This window comes from Pseudomonas sp. 9.2(2024) (assembly GCF_039695385.1).
Taxonomy (GTDB): domain Bacteria; phylum Pseudomonadota; class Gammaproteobacteria; order Pseudomonadales; family Pseudomonadaceae; genus Aquipseudomonas; species Aquipseudomonas paraglycinae.
On sequence record NZ_CP155585.1, the window covers coordinates 1,521,454 to 1,537,181 of the forward strand.

14 protein-coding genes are annotated in these 15,728 nt (G+C 60.3%); 9 read left to right on the forward strand and 5 right to left on the reverse strand.

Annotated features, from left to right (window positions below; genetic code table 11):
- Positions 1-8: 8 nt before the first annotated feature.
- Positions 9-371 carry an ArsC family reductase gene (locus ABFB52_RS06710; protein WP_003222107.1) on the reverse strand — a complete coding sequence of 121 codons (363 nt, stop codon included), beginning with the start codon at positions 369-371 and terminating at the stop codon, positions 9-11.
- A 182-nt stretch (positions 372-553) separates the two neighbouring features.
- Here ABFB52_RS06710 and ABFB52_RS06715 point away from each other — a divergent pair, with 182 nt between their 5' ends.
- On the forward strand, positions 554-2,185 hold the full coding sequence (locus ABFB52_RS06715) for a Na+/H+ antiporter (protein ID WP_085748104.1): 1,632 nt from the start codon (positions 554-556) through the stop codon (positions 2,183-2,185).
- 8 nt (positions 2,186-2,193) lie between these two features.
- Here the strand turns inward: ABFB52_RS06715 and ABFB52_RS06720 are convergent, their stop codons facing one another.
- From ABFB52_RS06720 to map, 4 genes are all read right to left on the reverse strand, one after another.
- A complete protein-coding gene (locus ABFB52_RS06720) occupies positions 2,194-2,922 on the reverse strand; it encodes a M12 family metallopeptidase (protein ID WP_085748220.1) in 729 nt (242 codons plus the stop codon).
- A gap of 166 nt (positions 2,923-3,088) precedes the next feature.
- On the reverse strand, positions 3,089-4,288 hold the full coding sequence (dapC, locus tag ABFB52_RS06725; protein ID WP_102686552.1) for a succinyldiaminopimelate transaminase: 1,200 nt from the start codon (positions 4,286-4,288) through the stop codon (positions 3,089-3,091).
- Positions 4,289-4,331: 43 nt separating this feature from the next.
- The gene (locus ABFB52_RS06730; protein WP_129973416.1) at positions 4,332-7,034 is read right to left on the reverse strand and encodes a [protein-PII] uridylyltransferase; all 2,703 of its coding nucleotides are present in this window, start codon (positions 7,032-7,034) and stop codon (positions 4,332-4,334) included.
- Between the two features lie 40 nt (positions 7,035-7,074).
- The gene (map, locus tag ABFB52_RS06735) at positions 7,075-7,857 is read right to left on the reverse strand and encodes a type I methionyl aminopeptidase (protein WP_039769663.1); all 783 of its coding nucleotides are present in this window, start codon (positions 7,855-7,857) and stop codon (positions 7,075-7,077) included.
- A gap of 374 nt (positions 7,858-8,231) precedes the next feature.
- On the opposite strand from map, the gene rpsB reads away from it, so the two are divergent.
- From rpsB to rseP, 8 genes are all read left to right on the forward strand, one after another.
- A complete protein-coding gene (gene rpsB / locus ABFB52_RS06740; RefSeq protein WP_008052780.1) occupies positions 8,232-8,969 on the forward strand; it encodes a 30S ribosomal protein S2 in 738 nt (245 codons plus the stop codon).
- 190 nt (positions 8,970-9,159) lie between these two features.
- The gene (gene tsf, locus ABFB52_RS06745; protein ID WP_011332682.1) at positions 9,160-10,023 is read left to right on the forward strand and encodes a translation elongation factor Ts; all 864 of its coding nucleotides are present in this window, start codon (positions 9,160-9,162) and stop codon (positions 10,021-10,023) included.
- Positions 10,024-10,234: 211 nt separating this feature from the next.
- Positions 10,235-10,978, forward strand: a complete 744-nt coding sequence (gene pyrH / locus ABFB52_RS06750) for a UMP kinase (protein WP_003222124.1) — start codon at positions 10,235-10,237, stop codon at positions 10,976-10,978.
- On the forward strand, positions 10,975-11,532 hold the full coding sequence (gene frr / locus ABFB52_RS06755; RefSeq protein WP_007954771.1) for a ribosome recycling factor: 558 nt from the start codon (positions 10,975-10,977) through the stop codon (positions 11,530-11,532). The genes pyrH and frr overlap by 4 nt, the downstream gene beginning before the upstream one ends.
- A gap of 14 nt (positions 11,533-11,546) precedes the next feature.
- On the forward strand, positions 11,547-12,302 hold the full coding sequence (uppS, locus tag ABFB52_RS06760; RefSeq protein ID WP_007954779.1) for a polyprenyl diphosphate synthase: 756 nt from the start codon (positions 11,547-11,549) through the stop codon (positions 12,300-12,302).
- Positions 12,302-13,108: a phosphatidate cytidylyltransferase gene (locus tag ABFB52_RS06765; RefSeq protein WP_102686554.1), complete on the forward strand. Its 807-nt coding sequence runs from the start codon at positions 12,302-12,304 to the stop codon at positions 13,106-13,108. Before uppS ends, ABFB52_RS06765 begins: the two co-directional genes overlap by 1 nt.
- A complete protein-coding gene (ispC, locus tag ABFB52_RS06770; protein ID WP_085748108.1) occupies positions 13,105-14,295 on the forward strand; it encodes a 1-deoxy-D-xylulose-5-phosphate reductoisomerase in 1,191 nt (396 codons plus the stop codon). Before ABFB52_RS06765 ends, ispC begins: the two co-directional genes overlap by 4 nt.
- Positions 14,296-14,348: 53 nt before the next feature.
- Positions 14,349-15,701, forward strand: coding sequence for a sigma E protease regulator RseP (gene rseP, locus ABFB52_RS06775; protein WP_129973415.1), 1,353 nt, complete (start codon positions 14,349-14,351; stop codon positions 15,699-15,701).
- The last annotated feature ends 27 nt before the right edge of the window (positions 15,702-15,728 follow it).

A 15,728-nucleotide genomic window follows, 5' to 3' on the forward strand; every position in this document is an offset into this window, starting at 1 on the left:
CGGGCTGCTTACTTGAGGGCGGCCGCGTAGATATCTGGCTTGAAGCCAATCAGGGTTCGGTCACCGAGATCGAGCACCGGGCGCTTGATCATCGAGGGTTGAGCGAGCATCAGTTCGATGGCTTTCGACTGGTCGAGATCGGCTTTGCGTTCGTCGTCGAGTTTGCGAAAGGTCGTGCCTGCGCGGTTCAACACCGTTTGCCAGCCATGCTCGTCGCACCATTGGGTCAGGTGCTCACGGTCAATGCCGGCGGTCTTGTAATCGTGGAAGTCATAGCTGACAGCGTGTTCATCGAGCCAGGTGCGCGCCTTTTTCATGGTGTCGCAGGCTTTGATGCCGAAAAGGTGCAACGTTTTGCTTGAAACGGTCAAGGAATTGCCCCCTTTACAGGTGCTGGAAAAAAATGGTGTCGGATTATGCCATGACCAGACGGTTTCGCGGCGCCGAGGTTGCTTTTACGGAGGGGGCCTGCGACATAGGTGCAACGGTCAGCCACAGCCTAAGCGGCTAATATGGCAGTTCAACGCTGTCGATTGTCCGGGATTTCCGCTTTATGCAAACCGCTTATACCGTCCTGATCCTGCTGATGCTGGTCAGTGTCTCGCGCCTGGTGGGACGGGTGATTCCGCTGCCGCTGCCACTGGTACAGATCGCCGCCGGCGCCTTGCTGGCCTGGCCGACCCTCGGCCTGCACGTGGCCCTTGATCCCGAACTGTTCCTGTTTCTGTTCCTGCCGCCGCTGCTGTTTTCCGATGGCTGGCGCATGCCCAAGCGCGAATTGTGGCGCCTGCGCGGGCCGGTGCTGACGCTGGCAGTCGGGTTGGTGCTGTTTACCGTGGTCGGCGCCGGTTACTTCATTCATTGGCTGCTGCCGACGATTCCTTTACCGGTGGCCTTTGCGCTGGCGGCGGTGCTGTCGCCGACCGATGCCGTGGCGGTCTCGGCCATCGCGCAAAACCGTTTGCCGACGCCGCTAATGCACATGCTGCAAGGCGAGGCGTTGATGAATGATGCCTCGGGCCTGGTGACATTCAAATTTGCCTTGGTTGCCGCGGTGACCGGTGCGTTTTCCCTGGCCAATGCCAGTCTGACCTTCGTGCTGGTGGCAGTCGGCGGGCTGGCGGTCGGTGTGGCACTGAGCTGGTTGGTCGGCCGGTTGCGCGCCTGGATGATCGCCCGGGGCTGGGACGATCCGGCGACCCACGTGGTGTTCATGTTGCTGCTGCCGTTTGCCGCTTACGTGCTGGCCGAACGGCTTGGCGCGTCGGGCATCCTTTCGGCAGTGGCGGCGGGGATGATGCAGAGCTGGCTCGATCTGCTGCCGCGCCAGACCAGCACGCGTTTGCTCAACCGCAGTGTCTGGTCGTTACTGGAATTCGCCTTCAATGGCCTGATCTTCCTGCTGCTGGGGCTGCAACTTCCGGACATCATCAAAGCGGTGGTCAGCCACGAGACCTCGTTGTGGCCGACCCTGTTCTATCGCTGTCTCGATGTGGTGGCGATCTTCCTGGCGCTTGTACTGTTGCGTTTCATCTGGGTACAGAGCATCTGGCGCCTGTCGGTGTTGCTGCGCCGCCTGCGCGGCAAGGGAGATCTGACGCAAGTGCCGACCGCCCGTTCCTGCTGGCTGCTGACCGTCGGTGGCGTACGCGGTGCGGTGACCCTGGCAGGCGTGATGTCGGTGCCGATGCTGATGGGCAGCGAGGCGTTCCCCGAGCGCGATCTGCTGATCTTCATCGCCGCCGGGGTGATCCTGTTGTCGCTGGTGGCGGCGTGCATTGCGCTGCCGTTGCTGTTGCGCGGCATCGAAAAGAGCCCGGACGATAAACGCCGTCAGGAAGTGCGCGACGCCTGGCGCAAGACGGCGGAAGCAGCGATTCATGCGCTGGAGACCGAAGAGGTCAACCCGCAGGATGCCGCGCAAGCCGCGCTGGCAGCGGAGCTCAAGGCCCGGATCATGTCCGAGTATCGTCATCAACTGGAGGTGTTCAACGATTCGGCCGAAGCCCAGGCGCTGGCGTTCCAGATGGATCTGCTGGAGCGCCGCCTGCGACTCAAGGCGCTGCGCGCGCAACGCCTCGAGTTGTACAGCCTCAGCCGTCAGCACCAGATCGGTGATGATGTGTTGCGTGAAGTGTTGGGCGAGCTCGACTTGAGTGAGGCCAACCTGGGACAGGTCAAATAGGCAAAGCGTTACCTGGGATAGAGCAATCTCATCAGGCGTTTGTCTTTCTTGCTGATCGTGCGGTTGATCGGCACCTCCCAGTTGCCCACCGTCAAGGTGTTGGCCACGGGGTGGTGCATGATCGACCTGCGGTCGTAGGCGGTGTAGATCGCGTCCAGCGTGTCGAAGGAAGCGAACAGGTTTCTGTCGACCTGCTCCTCGGTCAGCGGGTTCATCTCGCGATTTTTGTAGAACTCGTACACCTTCGGTTTATCCCACGGAATTTTTGCCTGTGGGTGTTGGTGTTCATGCAGCGCGCCCAGCGCATGACCGAACTCGTGCATCACGATCACTTCAAAGTCCTGGTGATCCGGCTTTACGCCCAGGTTCATGGTCGGATAGTCCGGATGAATCAGCAGCGCATCGGTGCCGAGCATCGAACTGTTGTCGTTGTTTTTAGTAGCGATGCGGATGTCGCCCAACAGGTCATCGACGAATTCAAACGTGAGATTGATGTACGGCAACCACTGGCTGGCGGCATCGATGATCTTCTTCTTGTGATCGGTATCGGGCGCGTCCATGAAGGCGATTTTCAGTGTGCGGCCGTTAGCCCACAGTTTTGAGTAGTTGACGACGGAGCGCTTGCGGCGAGTGCCGGTCGCGGTGCCGGCATTGGCCGGGTTTTCGTTGATGGCGGCTATATACGCCGCCTGATCGTCGGGCCATTGGTTGAGTTGGCAATCGAGCAGTTCTGTCATTTTCACTTCTTCCATGAAGTCAAAGATCGGTTTTTAGTAAGGCGCAGCGAATGGCGCCGCTCAAGACTAACGTCTGGCGGGCAGGGGCGTGGGGTAGAAAAGAAGGGGAACTGTTACGTGATATTTGACCACCCGTGCCGGATTGCCCGGCACGGGCGTTCAGGCATTACTTGTGGCGCAGGACGAAATCGCGGATGCGCTCGGCAGCTTCGACGCATTCCGCCAGCGGCGCAACCAGCGCCATGCGCACGCGCCCGGCACCCGGATTGACCCCATCGACGTCACGGGACAGGTACGAACCCGGCACCACGGTCACGTGCTCTTCGGCAAACAGATTGCGGCAGAACGCGGCATCGTCGCCTTGCACATTCGGCCACAGGTAGAAGCTGCCATCCGGACGCTGCACATCCATCACCGGGCTGAGGATCGCCAGCACGGCATCGAACTTCTCGCGATACAGCGCTCGGTTGGCGCGCACGTGCACTTCGTCATTCCACGCGGCGACGCTGGCCAGTTGGGTCTGAACCGGCATCGCGCAGCCGTGGTAGGTGCGGTACAGCAGGAAGCCCTTGAGGATGTCGGCATCGCCGGCAACGAAACCGGAGCGCAGGCCCGGCAGGTTCGAGCGCTTGGACAGGCTGTGGAACACCACGCAACGCTTGAAGTCCTTGCGACCCAGTTCGGCGCAGGCGCTGAGCAGGCCCGGCGGCGGGGTCTGTTCGTCGAAGTACAGCTCGCTGTAGCACTCGTCGGCGGCGATCACGAAGTCGTATTCGTCGGCCAGGGCGATCAGCTTTTTCAGCACGTCGACCGGAATCAGCGCACCGGTCGGGTTGCCCGGCGAGCACAGGAACAGGATCTGGCAGCGCTTCCAGATGTCCGGCGATACCGCGTCGAAGTCAGGGTTGAAGCCGTTCTCGTCCAGGCATGGCAGGTAGTGCGGCTTGGCGCCGGCGAGGAACGCCGCGCCTTCGTAGATCTGATAGAACGGGTTCGGGCTGACGACCAAGGCGTCATCGCCACGGTTGACCACGGTCTGCGTGAAGGCGAACAGCGCTTCACGGGTGCCGTTGACCGGCAGCACGTTGCGCGCCGGGTCGATCCAGCCGCTCGGCACGTTGAAACGACGTTCGCACCAAGCCGCGATGGCTTCGCGCAGGGCCGGAATGCCGAGGGTGGTCGGGTACACCGACATCTGCTCCAGATTGTTCGCCAGCGCCTCGGCGACAAAGCTTGGCGAGCGATGCTTCGGTTCGCCAATGGACAGCGCGATCGGGCGCTTGTCCGGGTTTGGCGTGACGCTGCCGAGCAGGGCGCGGAGCTTTTCGAACGGGTAGGGCTGAAGCTGGGACAGAGCGTTGTTCATCGGTGCGGGATCTCGTGCAAAGCGGTTGAATCCGGGCGCGCAATCAAATGCTGATGCGCGACAGTTTGATATCGGGTTCCTGATTGACGCTCAGCTGTTCGACGATGGCATCCTGCAAACGGCTGCACAGCAGCGGGTCGGACAGCGGTTGATTGTGGGCGTCGGTGATGAAGAACACGTCTTCCACCCGCTCGCCCAGGGTGGCGATCTTGGCGTTCTGCAGCGACAGGTCGAACTCGAGGAAAATCCCGCCGACCCGTGCCAGCAGGCCCGGGCGATCCGGCGCGGTGAGCTCCAGCACCGTTACCGGGCGCTGGGCGTCGTTGTGGATCGTCACCTGCGGGGCGAACGCGAAATGCTTGAGCTGGCGCGGCACCCGACGCTGGATGATCGTCGGGTAGTCGGCCGGGTTGCGCAGCGCTTCGGTCAGGCCGTCGCGAATCTGTTTGACCCGGACCGGATTGTCGCCGATCGAGTCGCCATCGGTGTCGAGCACGATGTAGGTGTCGAGGGTGAACTGGCTGCTGGACGTGATGACCCGGGCGTCGTGAATGTTCAGGTTGAGCTGGTCCATCGCGGCCACGGTCACGGCGAAGAAGTCGTGCTGGTCCGGCGCGTAGATGAAGATTTGCGTGCCGCCCTCGAATTCGCGCTGGGTGGTTTCCTTGATCAGCACCAGCGGGCCGCCGTCGGCCGGTTGCTGAAGGATCGCGTCGGTGTGCCAGGCCACGTCGCCGGCGGTGTGGCGCAGGAAGTAGTCATCGCCCAGTTGCGCCCACAATTGCTCGACGTCATCCGGATCGGTGCCGCCGCGCACCAGAATGTCCAGTGCCGCACTCTGGGTCTGGCGGATCTGCTCTTCGCGATCCACCGGATTCTCCAGGCCACGGCGCAGGGCGCGCTTGGTCTCGGTGTAGAGCTGGCGCAGCAGGCTGGCGCGCCACGAGTTCCACAGGGTCGGGTTGGTCGCGTTGATGTCGGCCACGGTCAGCACGTACAGGTAGTCGAGACGGGTTTCGTCACCGACTGCCTGGGCGAAGTCATGGATCACCTGCGGGTCGGACAAATCCTTGCGTTGGGCAGTGGTCGACATCACCAGGTGGTTCTGCACCAGCCACACGATCAGGCGGCTGTCCCAGACCGGCAGTTGGTGCCGCTGGCAGAACGCCTCGGCATCGACCGCGCCGATCTCCGAGTGATCGCCATGCCGGCCCTTGCCGATGTCGTGATACAGGCCCGCCATGTAAATGAGTTCAGGCTTGGGCAGTTTCGCCATGAGCTTGGCGGCCAGCGGGAATTTCTCCGACACCTGGGTGTACTGCAACTTGCGCAGGTGTTTGATCAGGTTCAGCGTGTGCGCATCGACCGTATAGATGTGGAACAGGTCGTGCTGCATCTGCCCGACGATGAAGCCGAACTCCGGCAGGTAGCGCCCGAGAATGCCGTAGCGGTTCATTCGCCGCAGGTTGCGGTGGATGCCGATCTTGCACTTGAACAGCTCGATGAACAGGCTGGTATTGCGGATGTCGTTGCGGAAGTTGTCGTCGATCAGGTGGCGGTTTTCCCGCAGCAGACGAATCGTGTCGGCGCGTACACCTTTGATTTCCGGCTGCTGGGCCATCAGCACGAAGATCTCGAGCATGGCAAACGGCGTGCGGCGGAATACGTTGTCGTTGCGAGCTTCGATGTAGCCGTCGTGCAGTTGGAAACGCGAGTTGATCGGCTGCGGCGGTGCTTCGTCTTCCGGGGCGAGGATGACTTCCTCGAAGTGCTGGATGATCAGGTCGCTGAGCTGGGCGATGCTCATCACCACGCGGAAGTACTGCTGCATGAAGTTTTCGACGGCCTGTTTGGCGTCGTCGCCTTCAAAACCCAGCAGCCCGGCGATGGTGCGCTGGTGATCGAACAGCAGGCGGTCCTCGGAGCGACCGGCGAGCATGTGCAGGGCGTAACGCACCTTCCAGAGGAATTCCTGGGAGGAGGCCAGCAAGGTGTTTTCGCTCTCGACCAGAAAGCCTTCGCCGGCCAGGGCCCGCAGGTTCAGGGTGCCGTACTGACGACGGGCCACCCACAGAATCGTCTGAATATCCCGTAGTCCGCCAGGCGAGCCTTTGACGTTGGGTTCCAGGTTGTATTCGGTGTCGTTGTATTTGTGGTGGCGAGCCTTCTGTTCGGCGCGCTTGGCCAGGAAGAAATCCTTGCTCGGCCACATGTGTGCGGTGCTGGTGACATCGAGCATGCGCTGGCGCAGGCGCTCGGGGCCGCAGATGGTGCGGCTTTCCATCAGGTTGGTGACCACCGTCAGGTCGGCGCGGGCCTCTTCGGCGCATTCGTCGACGGAGCGAACGCTCTGACCGACTTCCAGGCCGATGTCCCACAGCAGCGTCAGAAAACGCTCGATGGAATCGCGGAAAATTTCGTGGTCGGCGCTGTCCAGCAGGATCAGCAGGTCGATGTCGGAATAGGGGTGCAATTCGCCGCGACCGTAGCCGCCGACCGCGACCAGCGCGATGTCGGCGTCTTCGCTCCAGTCGAACTGGTCCCAGGCCTTTTGCAGGATGTTGTCGACGAACCAGGCCCGGTCTTCGATCAGCCGTCGGATATCGCGACCGGCCCGAAAACGTGCATCGAGCACCTCGCGGGCCTGGCGGATCGCCTTTTTGAACGCCGCGATGGGACTCGCTTTCAGGGCCAGTTCAGCCTGGAACTGGCCGCGGTCGAAGAGTTCGGGATCCACCTGCGGCATCGATTGGCTTTCCTTCTATAGGCTGGGAACGGTGTCTGGATCAGGCCGAGATGCGCGGGATGGTGTCGTCGCTGCGCAGGGTGAAGATCTCGTAGCCGGTGTCGGTGACAAGCAAAGTGTGTTCCCACTGTGCTGACAGCTTGCGATCCTTGGTGATCGCGGTCCAGCCGTCGCCCAGTACTTTGGTGTCGGCCTTGCCCTGGTTGATCATCGGCTCGATGGTGAAGGTCATGCCGGCCTTCAGTTCCATGCCGGTGCCGGCGCGGCCGTAATGCAGGATCTGCGGCTCTTCGTGGAACACCTTGCCGATGCCGTGACCGCAGAACTCACGCACCACCGAGAAGCCGTTCTTTTCAGCGTGCTTCTGAATGATTTCGCCGATGTCGCCGAGGCGGCAGCCGGGTTTGACGATCTCGATCGCCTTGTACATGCATTCCTGGGTGACCTGCGACAGGCGCTCGGCCCAGACCGGCACGGTGCCGACGTGGAACATGCGGCTGGTGTCGCCGTGATAGCCGTCCTTGATCACGGTGACGTCGATGTTCAGGGTGTCGCCGTTTTTCAGCGGCTTGTCGTTCGGGATACCGTGGCAGACCACGTGGTTGATCGAGGTGCAGATCGACTTCGGGTAGCCCTTGTAGTTGAGCGGGGCAGGGATGGCCTGCTGCACGTTGACGATATAGTCGTGGCAGATCTGGTTCAGCTCATCGGTGGTCACGCCCGGCTTGACGTGTTCGGCAATCATTTCCAGCACATCGGCGGCCAGTTTGCCGGCGACACGCATGCCAGCGATGTCCTCGGGGGTTTTGAGGGTGACGGTCATACAGGCTCTCTCTGCGCTCGGCGGCGCTTGCTGATACGAACAGGGGCGCGGCTGTTGGTTTGGCGGCCCCGAAAAACGCGATTCTAACAGACCAAAGGCGCAAACCCGCGCCTGCGTGCATCGCTTCTCTCTATACAATGCGGTGCATTGTCCCGATTCCAAGGGCCTGGCGCGCATGTCCCTGACGCGATTGCAGATTCCGGGTTCCGTTTGCGTCGTCCCTGTGGTATAAAATGCGCCGCTTTCCGGGGATAGCTCCGGGAGCATTAACCCACACACGTGTCGACACGATGGCCTGGGTGCCTTTGATCCTCGGATCAATGGTTGGTCATTGGGATACGTGGAGGCCCAACCCGACTTATCAAGGAACTATCATGTCCCAAGTCAACATGCGCGATATGCTGAAGGCCGGTGTGCACTTCGGTCACCAAACCCGTTACTGGAATCCGAAAATGGGTAAATACATTTTCGGCGCGCGTAACAAGATTCACATCATCAACCTTGAAAAAACCCTGCCAATGTTCAACGAAGCTCTGACTTTCGTAGAGCGTCTGGCCCAGGGCAAAAACAAGATTCTGTTCGTCGGCACCAAGCGTTCCGCTGGCAAGATCGTTGCTGAAGAAGCAGCACGTTGCGGTTCGCCGTACGTCGATCACCGCTGGTTGGGCGGCATGCTGACCAACTTCAAGACCATCCGTGCTTCCATCAAGCGTCTGCGTGACCTTGAAGTACAAGCCGAAGACGGTACTTTCGCCAAGCTGACCAAGAAAGAAGCGCTGATGCGCACTCGCGATCTTGAGAAGCTGGATCGCTCCCTGGGCGGCATCAAGGACATGGGCGGTCTGCCAGACGCACTGTTCGTGATCGACGTTGACCACGAGCGCATCGCGATCACCGAAGCCAACAAGCTGGGCATCCCGGTCATCGGCGTTGTCGATACCAACAGCAGCCCGGAAGGCGTTGACTACATCATCCCAGGCAACGATGACGCAATCCGCGCTATCCAGCTGTACATGGGTTCGATGGCTGACGCAGTCATTCGCGGTCGCAACAACGTTGCTGGCGGTACTGTAGAATTCGCAGCTGAAGAAACTCAGGCTGCAGCTGAGTAATTGACGCCCTGGCGTTGACTCAGTAAGCAAAAAGGGGGCTTGGCCCCCTTTTTGCCACCTCGAAAACCATTTGTCGGCAGCGCAGCTACAGCATCTGTAACGTGCAGCGGCTACAAGGTGTCTCGGGAAGAATTGAACGCCCGTTCGATCGGGTGGAATGGTTGAAAACCTATCCAAGAGGAATTTGAAAATGGCAGCAATTACTGCAGCGTTGGTCAAAGAACTGCGCGAGCGTACCGGCGAAGGCATGATGGATTGCAAGAAAGCCCTGGAAAAGGCTGGCGGCGACATCGAAAAAGCCATTGATGACATGCGTGCTTCGGGCGCGATCAAGGCTGCCAAGAAAGCTGGCAACGTTGCCGCTGAAGGCGCTATCGCAATCAAGGACGACGGCAAGGCTGCCGTTCTGATCGAAGTCAACTCGCAGACCGACTTCCTGGCTCTGCAGGACGACTTCAAAAACTTCGTTGCTGCCAGCGTTGACAAAGCATTCGCTGACAAGCTGACCGACGCAGCTCCGCTGATCGCTGCTCAAGAAGCCGCTCGCGAAGCACTGGTTGCCAAAGTAGGCGAGAACGTCAACATCCGTCGCCTGGTGCGCGTAGAAGGCGACGTAGTCGGCACCTACCTGCACGGCAACAAGATCGGTGTTGCTGTTGTCCTGAAAGGCGGCGACGTCGAGCTGGCCAAAGACATCGCAATGCACGTTGCTGCAAGCAACCCTGAGTTCCTGCTGCCTTCGCAAGTCTCCGACGAAGCGATCGAGCGTGAAAAAGCTGTGTTCCTGCAGCTGAACGAAGAAAAAATCAAAGGCAAGCCAGAAAACATTGTTGAGAACATGGTCAAAGGCCGTATCAGCAAGTTCCTGGCAGAAGCAAGCCTGGTTGAGCAGGCGTTCGTCAAGAACCCTGAAATCAAGGTTGGCGAGCTGGCCAAGAAAGGCGGCGCTGAAATCGTTTCCTTCACCTACTTCAAAGTAGGCGAAGGCATCGAGAAGCCGGTCGACAACTTCGCTGAAGAAGTTGCTGCCCAGCTGGCTGCCGCCAAGCAATAAGACGGTTTTTCAACTGTCGCCCGAAAGAGGCTGCCCGCTCACGCGCGCAGCCTCTTTTCAGATAGGGTTACCAATTTTTAATTGGTTTCCCCTTGGAACTGACTTACAAAGCCATGTTCCGATGGCGCTGAAGCAGCGCCAAGCTAGAGTGAACGCCAGCTGTAAACAGCTCGCAAAGAATTTTTAAAATACGCCGCAGGAGAGATTCGCAATGGCTCAGCAGGGCAGTGGTTATCAGGCTCGCTATAAACGCATTCTACTCAAGCTTAGCGGCGAGGCCCTGATGGGCTCGGAAGAGTTCGGGATCGATCCTAAGGTGCTGGATCGCATGGCGCTGGAAGTCGGCCAGCTGGTCGGTATCGGCGTCCAGGTTGGTCTGGTGATTGGCGGTGGCAACCTGTTCCGCGGTGAAGCGCTGAGCAAGGCCGGCATGGATCGGGTCACGGGCGACCACATGGGCATGCTGGCCACTGTGATGAACGCCCTGGCCATGCGCGATGCGCTGGAACGTGCCAATATCTCGGCGATCGTGATGTCGGCCATCTCCATGGTCGGTGTGACCGATCACTATGACCGTCGCAAGGCCATGCGCCACCTGAACTCCAAGGACGTGGTGATCTTCGCGGCCGGTACCGGCAATCCGTTCTTTACCACGGATTCGGCAGCCTGCCTGCGCGCCATTGAAATCGACGCCGATGTCGTGCTCAAGGCGACCAAGGTCGATGGCGTCTACACCGCTGACCCGTTCAAAGACCCGCATGCCGAGAAGTTCGATCATCTGACTTACGATGAAGTACTGGATCGCAAGCTGGGCGTAATGGATCTGACGGCCATCTGCCTGTGCCGCGATCACAAGATGCCGCTGCGCGTATTTAACATGAACAAGCCCGGCGCCCTGCTGAACATCGTGCATGGTGGCGCAGAAGGGACTTTGATCGAGGAAGGCCAACAATGATCAACGAAATCAAGAAAGACGCCCAAGCGCGTATGCAGAAATCCCTGGAGTCTCTGAACCACGCGTTCGGTCAGATTCGTACCGGCAAGGCTCACCCGAGCATCCTCGGCAGTGTCATGGTGCCTTACTACGGCACTGATACTCCGCTGAGCGGCGTTGCCAACGTCACCGTGAAAGACTCGCGCACCCTGCAGGTCGTGGCGTTCGAGCGCAACATGCTCGCTGCTGTCGACAAGGCAATCCAAAGCGCTGGTCTGAACCTCAACCCGACCAACCTGGGTGAGTTGCTGTTGATCCCTATGCCGGCCCTCACCGAGGAAACGCGTAAAGGCTTCACCAAGCAGGCGCGTAGCGCTGCTGAAGACGCGCGTGTTGCCGTGCGCAATATTCGTCGTGATGCCTTGGGCGAGCTCAAGAAACTGGTCAAGGACAAGGAAATCAGCGAAGACGAAGAGCGTCGTGCCATCGCTGATATCGATAAGCTGACCAAAGAATCCGAGGCCCAGATCACCAAGGCCACGGACGAGAAAGAAAAAGACCTGATGGCCGTATAAGGGTCGAGTTTTAAATGGACAAGACCAAGCAGACTGCGCCGTCCGCGGTGCCGCGCCATGTCGCGATCATCATGGATGGCAATAATCGCTGGGCGAAAAAACGCTTTATGCCGGGTGTCGCCGGGCATAAGGCGGGCGTAGACGCTGTGCGGGCGGTGATCGAGGTGTGTGCCGAGGCCAAGGTCGAGGTGCTCACCCTGTTCGCCTTTTCCAGTGAAAACTGGCAGCGCCCGGCCGATGAGGTCAGCGCCTTGATGGATCTGTTCTTCAAGGCGTTGCGTCGCGAGGCAAAGCGCCTGAATGACAACAACATCAGTCTGCGCATCATCGGTGACCGTACGCGGTTCCATCCGGAGCTTCAGGCCGCCATGCGTGAAGCGGAAGCGATGACCGCCGGTGCCAACCGTTTCATCCTGCAGATCGCCGCCAACTACGGTGGTCAGTGGGACATTGCGCAAGCGGCGCAGCGTCTGGCGCGTGAAGTTCAGGCCGGTCATCTGCGGCCGGAAGACATCACGCCGGATCTGCTGCAGACCTGTCTGGTTACCGGTGATCTGCCGTTGCCCGACTTGTGCATCCGCACCGGCGGCGAGCACCGCATCAGCAATTTCCTCTTGTGGCAGCTGGCTTACGCCGAGCTGTACTTCTCCGACCTGTTCTGGCCGGACTTCAAACACGAAGCCATGCGCAATGCGCTGGCCGATTTCGCTTTGCGCCAGCGCCGCTTCGGTAAAACGAGCGAGCAGGTCGAAGCTGGAGCCCGGGTTTAATGCTTAAACAACGCATCATCACTGCACTGATTCTGCTGCCGATCGCCCTGGGCGGTTTTTTCCTGCTCGAGGGTTCCGGTTTTGCTCTGTTCATCGGGCTGGTCGTAAGTCTGGGCGCCTGGGAATGGGCGCGTCTGGCCGGCTTCACCGCACAGGCATTTCGTGTCGGCTACGCGGCGGTGGTCGCGCTGATGCTGTTCGTCATGTACATCCTGCCGGGGCTGGCGCCTTGGGTGTTGGGTGCTTCGGTGATCTGGTGGGCATTGGCGACCTGGCTGGTGCTGACTTACCCGCGCTCCAGCGAGCATTGGTCCAGCGCCGCCGCCAAGCTGGTGATCGGTCTGCTGATTCTGTTGCCTGCCTGGCAAGGGTTGGTGCAGATCAAGCAGTATCCGCTGGGCAACTGGCTGATCATGGCGGTGATGGTGCTGGTCTGGGGCGCTGATATCGGTGCCTATTTCTCCGGTCGCGCGTTCGGCAAGCGCAAGCTGGCGCCGCAAGTCAGTCCCGGCAAAAGCTGGGAGGGCGTGTATGGCGGTCTGGCGCTGAGCCTGGTCATCACCACCCTGGTCGCGCTGTTCCGTGACTGGACGGTGGCACAACTGTTCAAGGGCTTGATCGGCGCTGCGGTGATCGTCTTCATCTCGGTGGTGGGTGACCTGACCGAAAGCATGTTCAAACGTCAGTCCGGCATCAAGGACAGCAGTAATCTGCTGCCCGGTCATGGTGGTGTACTGGATCGCATCGACAGCCTGACGGCGGCGATCCCGGTCTTCGCGGTGCTGTTGTGGATGGCGGCGTCGTGAGTCGCCCACAGCAGATTACCGTCCTGGGGGCGACCGGTTCGATCGGTCTGAGCACCCTGGATGTCATCGCCCGGCATCCGGAGCGTTATCAGGCTTTCGCCCTGAGCGGTTTTACCCGTCTGAGCGAACTGTTTGCCCTGTGTGTTCGCCATCTCCCGAAATATGCGGTAGTACCGGAAGCCGGCGCTGCCCGCAGCCTGCAGGACGATTTGCGTGCTGCGGGCCTGTCGACGCAGGTGCTGGTCGGCGAAGAAGGCTTGTGTCAGGTCGCTGCTGCGCCGGAGGTGGATGCTGTCATGGCCGCCATCGTCGGCGCCGCCGGCTTGCGCCCGACTTTGGCGGCAGTTGAGGCGGGCAAGAAGATTCTTCTGGCCAACAAGGAAGCGCTGGTCATGTCCGGCGCCTTGTTCATGCAGGCCGTGCGCAAGAGCGGTTCGGTCCTGTTGCCGATCGATAGCGAGCACAACGCGATTTTCCAGTGCATGCCACAGGACTTTGCTCGCGGGTTGAGCAACGTTGGGGTCCGCCGGATTTTGCTCACGGCCTCTGGTGGCCCTTTCCGGCAGACGCCGATGGCCGAGCTGGCACATGTTTCACCCGATCAGGCGTGTGCGCACCCGAACTGGTCGATGGGTCGCAAGATCTCGGTGGATTCGGCCAGCATGATGAACAAAGGGCTCGAATTGATCGAGGCCTGCTGGTTGTTCGATGCCAAGCCATCGCAAGTCGAGGTGGTGATTCATCCGCAGAGCGTGATTCATTCGCTGGTCGATTACGTGGACGGTTCGGTGCTGGCGCAGTTGGGCAATCCCGACATGCGCACGCCCATCGCCAACGCCCTGGCCTGGCCTGAGCGCATTGACTCGGGCGTGGCGCCGCTGGATCTGTTCGCTGTAGCACGCCTGGATTTCGAAGCACCCGACGAAGAGCGCTTCCCGTGCCTGCGTCTGGCGCGCCAGGCTGCCGAGGCGGGAAACAGCGCCCCGGCCATGCTCAATGCGGCGAATGAAGTGGCGGTCGCCGCGTTTCTCGACGGACGGGTTCGCTACCTGGAAATCGCGAGTATCATCGAGGAAGTCTTGAACCTCGAACCTGTGGTGGCCCTGGACAATCTCGATGCGGTGTTCACCGCTGACGCGACTGCCCGGACATTGGCCGGGCAGTGGTTAAGTCGTCACGGCCGATAGGTCTTGCAACACATGGCTTCACGCGGCACTGGACAGGATTGCGGAGAAAGTAGATGAGCGCGCTCTATATGATTGCCGGCACCCTGATCGCTTTGGGTGTGCTGGTCACCTTTCACGAATTCGGCCATTTCTGGGTCGCGCGTCGCTGTGGCGTGAAGGTTCTGCGTTTCTCCGTGGGCTTCGGCATGCCGCTGCTGCGCTGGCACGATAAGCAGGGCACGGAGTTCGTGGTCGCGGCCATTCCGCTGGGTGGCTACGTCAAGATGCTCGACGAGCGCGAGAGCGAAGTACCGGCCGATCAGCTTCATCAATCATTCAATCGCAAGTCCGTTCGTCAACGCATCGCGATCGTCGCCGCCGGTCCTGTGGCCAACTTTCTGCTTGCGCTGGTGTTCTTCTGGGTGCTGGCCATGCTCGGCAGCGAGCAGATTCGCCCGGTCATCGGTTCGGTGGAGTCCGGCAGCATCGCTGCAACGGCCGGACTGAGCGCCGGTCAGGAAATCGTCGCGATCGACGGTGAGCCGACCTCGGGCTGGGCGGCAGTCAACCTGCAACTGGTGCGACGTCTCGGGGAAAGCGGTTCCTTGCAGGTGCTGGTGCGCGAGCAGGGCTCTACGGCTGATACGCCTCGTGAACTGGCACTCGATAAATGGCTCAAGGGGGCTGACGAGCCGGATCCGATTCGCTCTCTCGGCATTCGCCCTTGGCGTCCGGCATTGCCGCCAGTGCTGGCCGAACTCGACCCGAAAGGTCCGGCCCAGGCAGCCGGGCTGAAAACCGGCGATCGTCTGCTGACGCTCGATGGCAAGGCGCTGGATGACTGGCAGCAGGTGGTCGACACCGTTCGTACGCGTCCTGATACCAAAATCGTGCTGCGCGTCGAGCGCGACGGTGTTCCAATCGACGTCCCTGTCACACTGGCCGCGCGGGGCGAGAAGAAGTCACCAAGCGGTTACCTGGGCGCGGGCGTGAAGGCTGTCGACTGGCCGCCGGAGATGATCCGCGAGGTCAGTTACGGGCCTTTGGCAGCAATTGGCGAGGGTGCCCGTCGTACCTGGACCATGAGCGTCCTGACGCTGGATTCACTGAAGAAAATGCTCTTCGGCGAGCTCTCGGTAAAAAACTTGAGTGGACCGATAACCATTGCTAAAGTGGCGGGCGCTTCTGCCCAGTCGGGCGTCGCTGATTTCCTGAATTTCCTTGCTTATCTGAGTATTAGCCTGGGGGTTCTGAATTTGCTGCCCATTCCTGTACTGGATGGGGGGCATTTGTTGTTTTATCTGATCGAGTGGGCGCGTGGTCGTCCCTTGTCGGATCGGGTGCAAGGTTGGGGGATACAGATCGGTATCAGTTTGGTGGTCGGGGTGATGTTGCTTGCTCTGGTCAACGATCTGGGTCGACTGTAACGCTTCGCTGAATTGCGAATCTGCCGC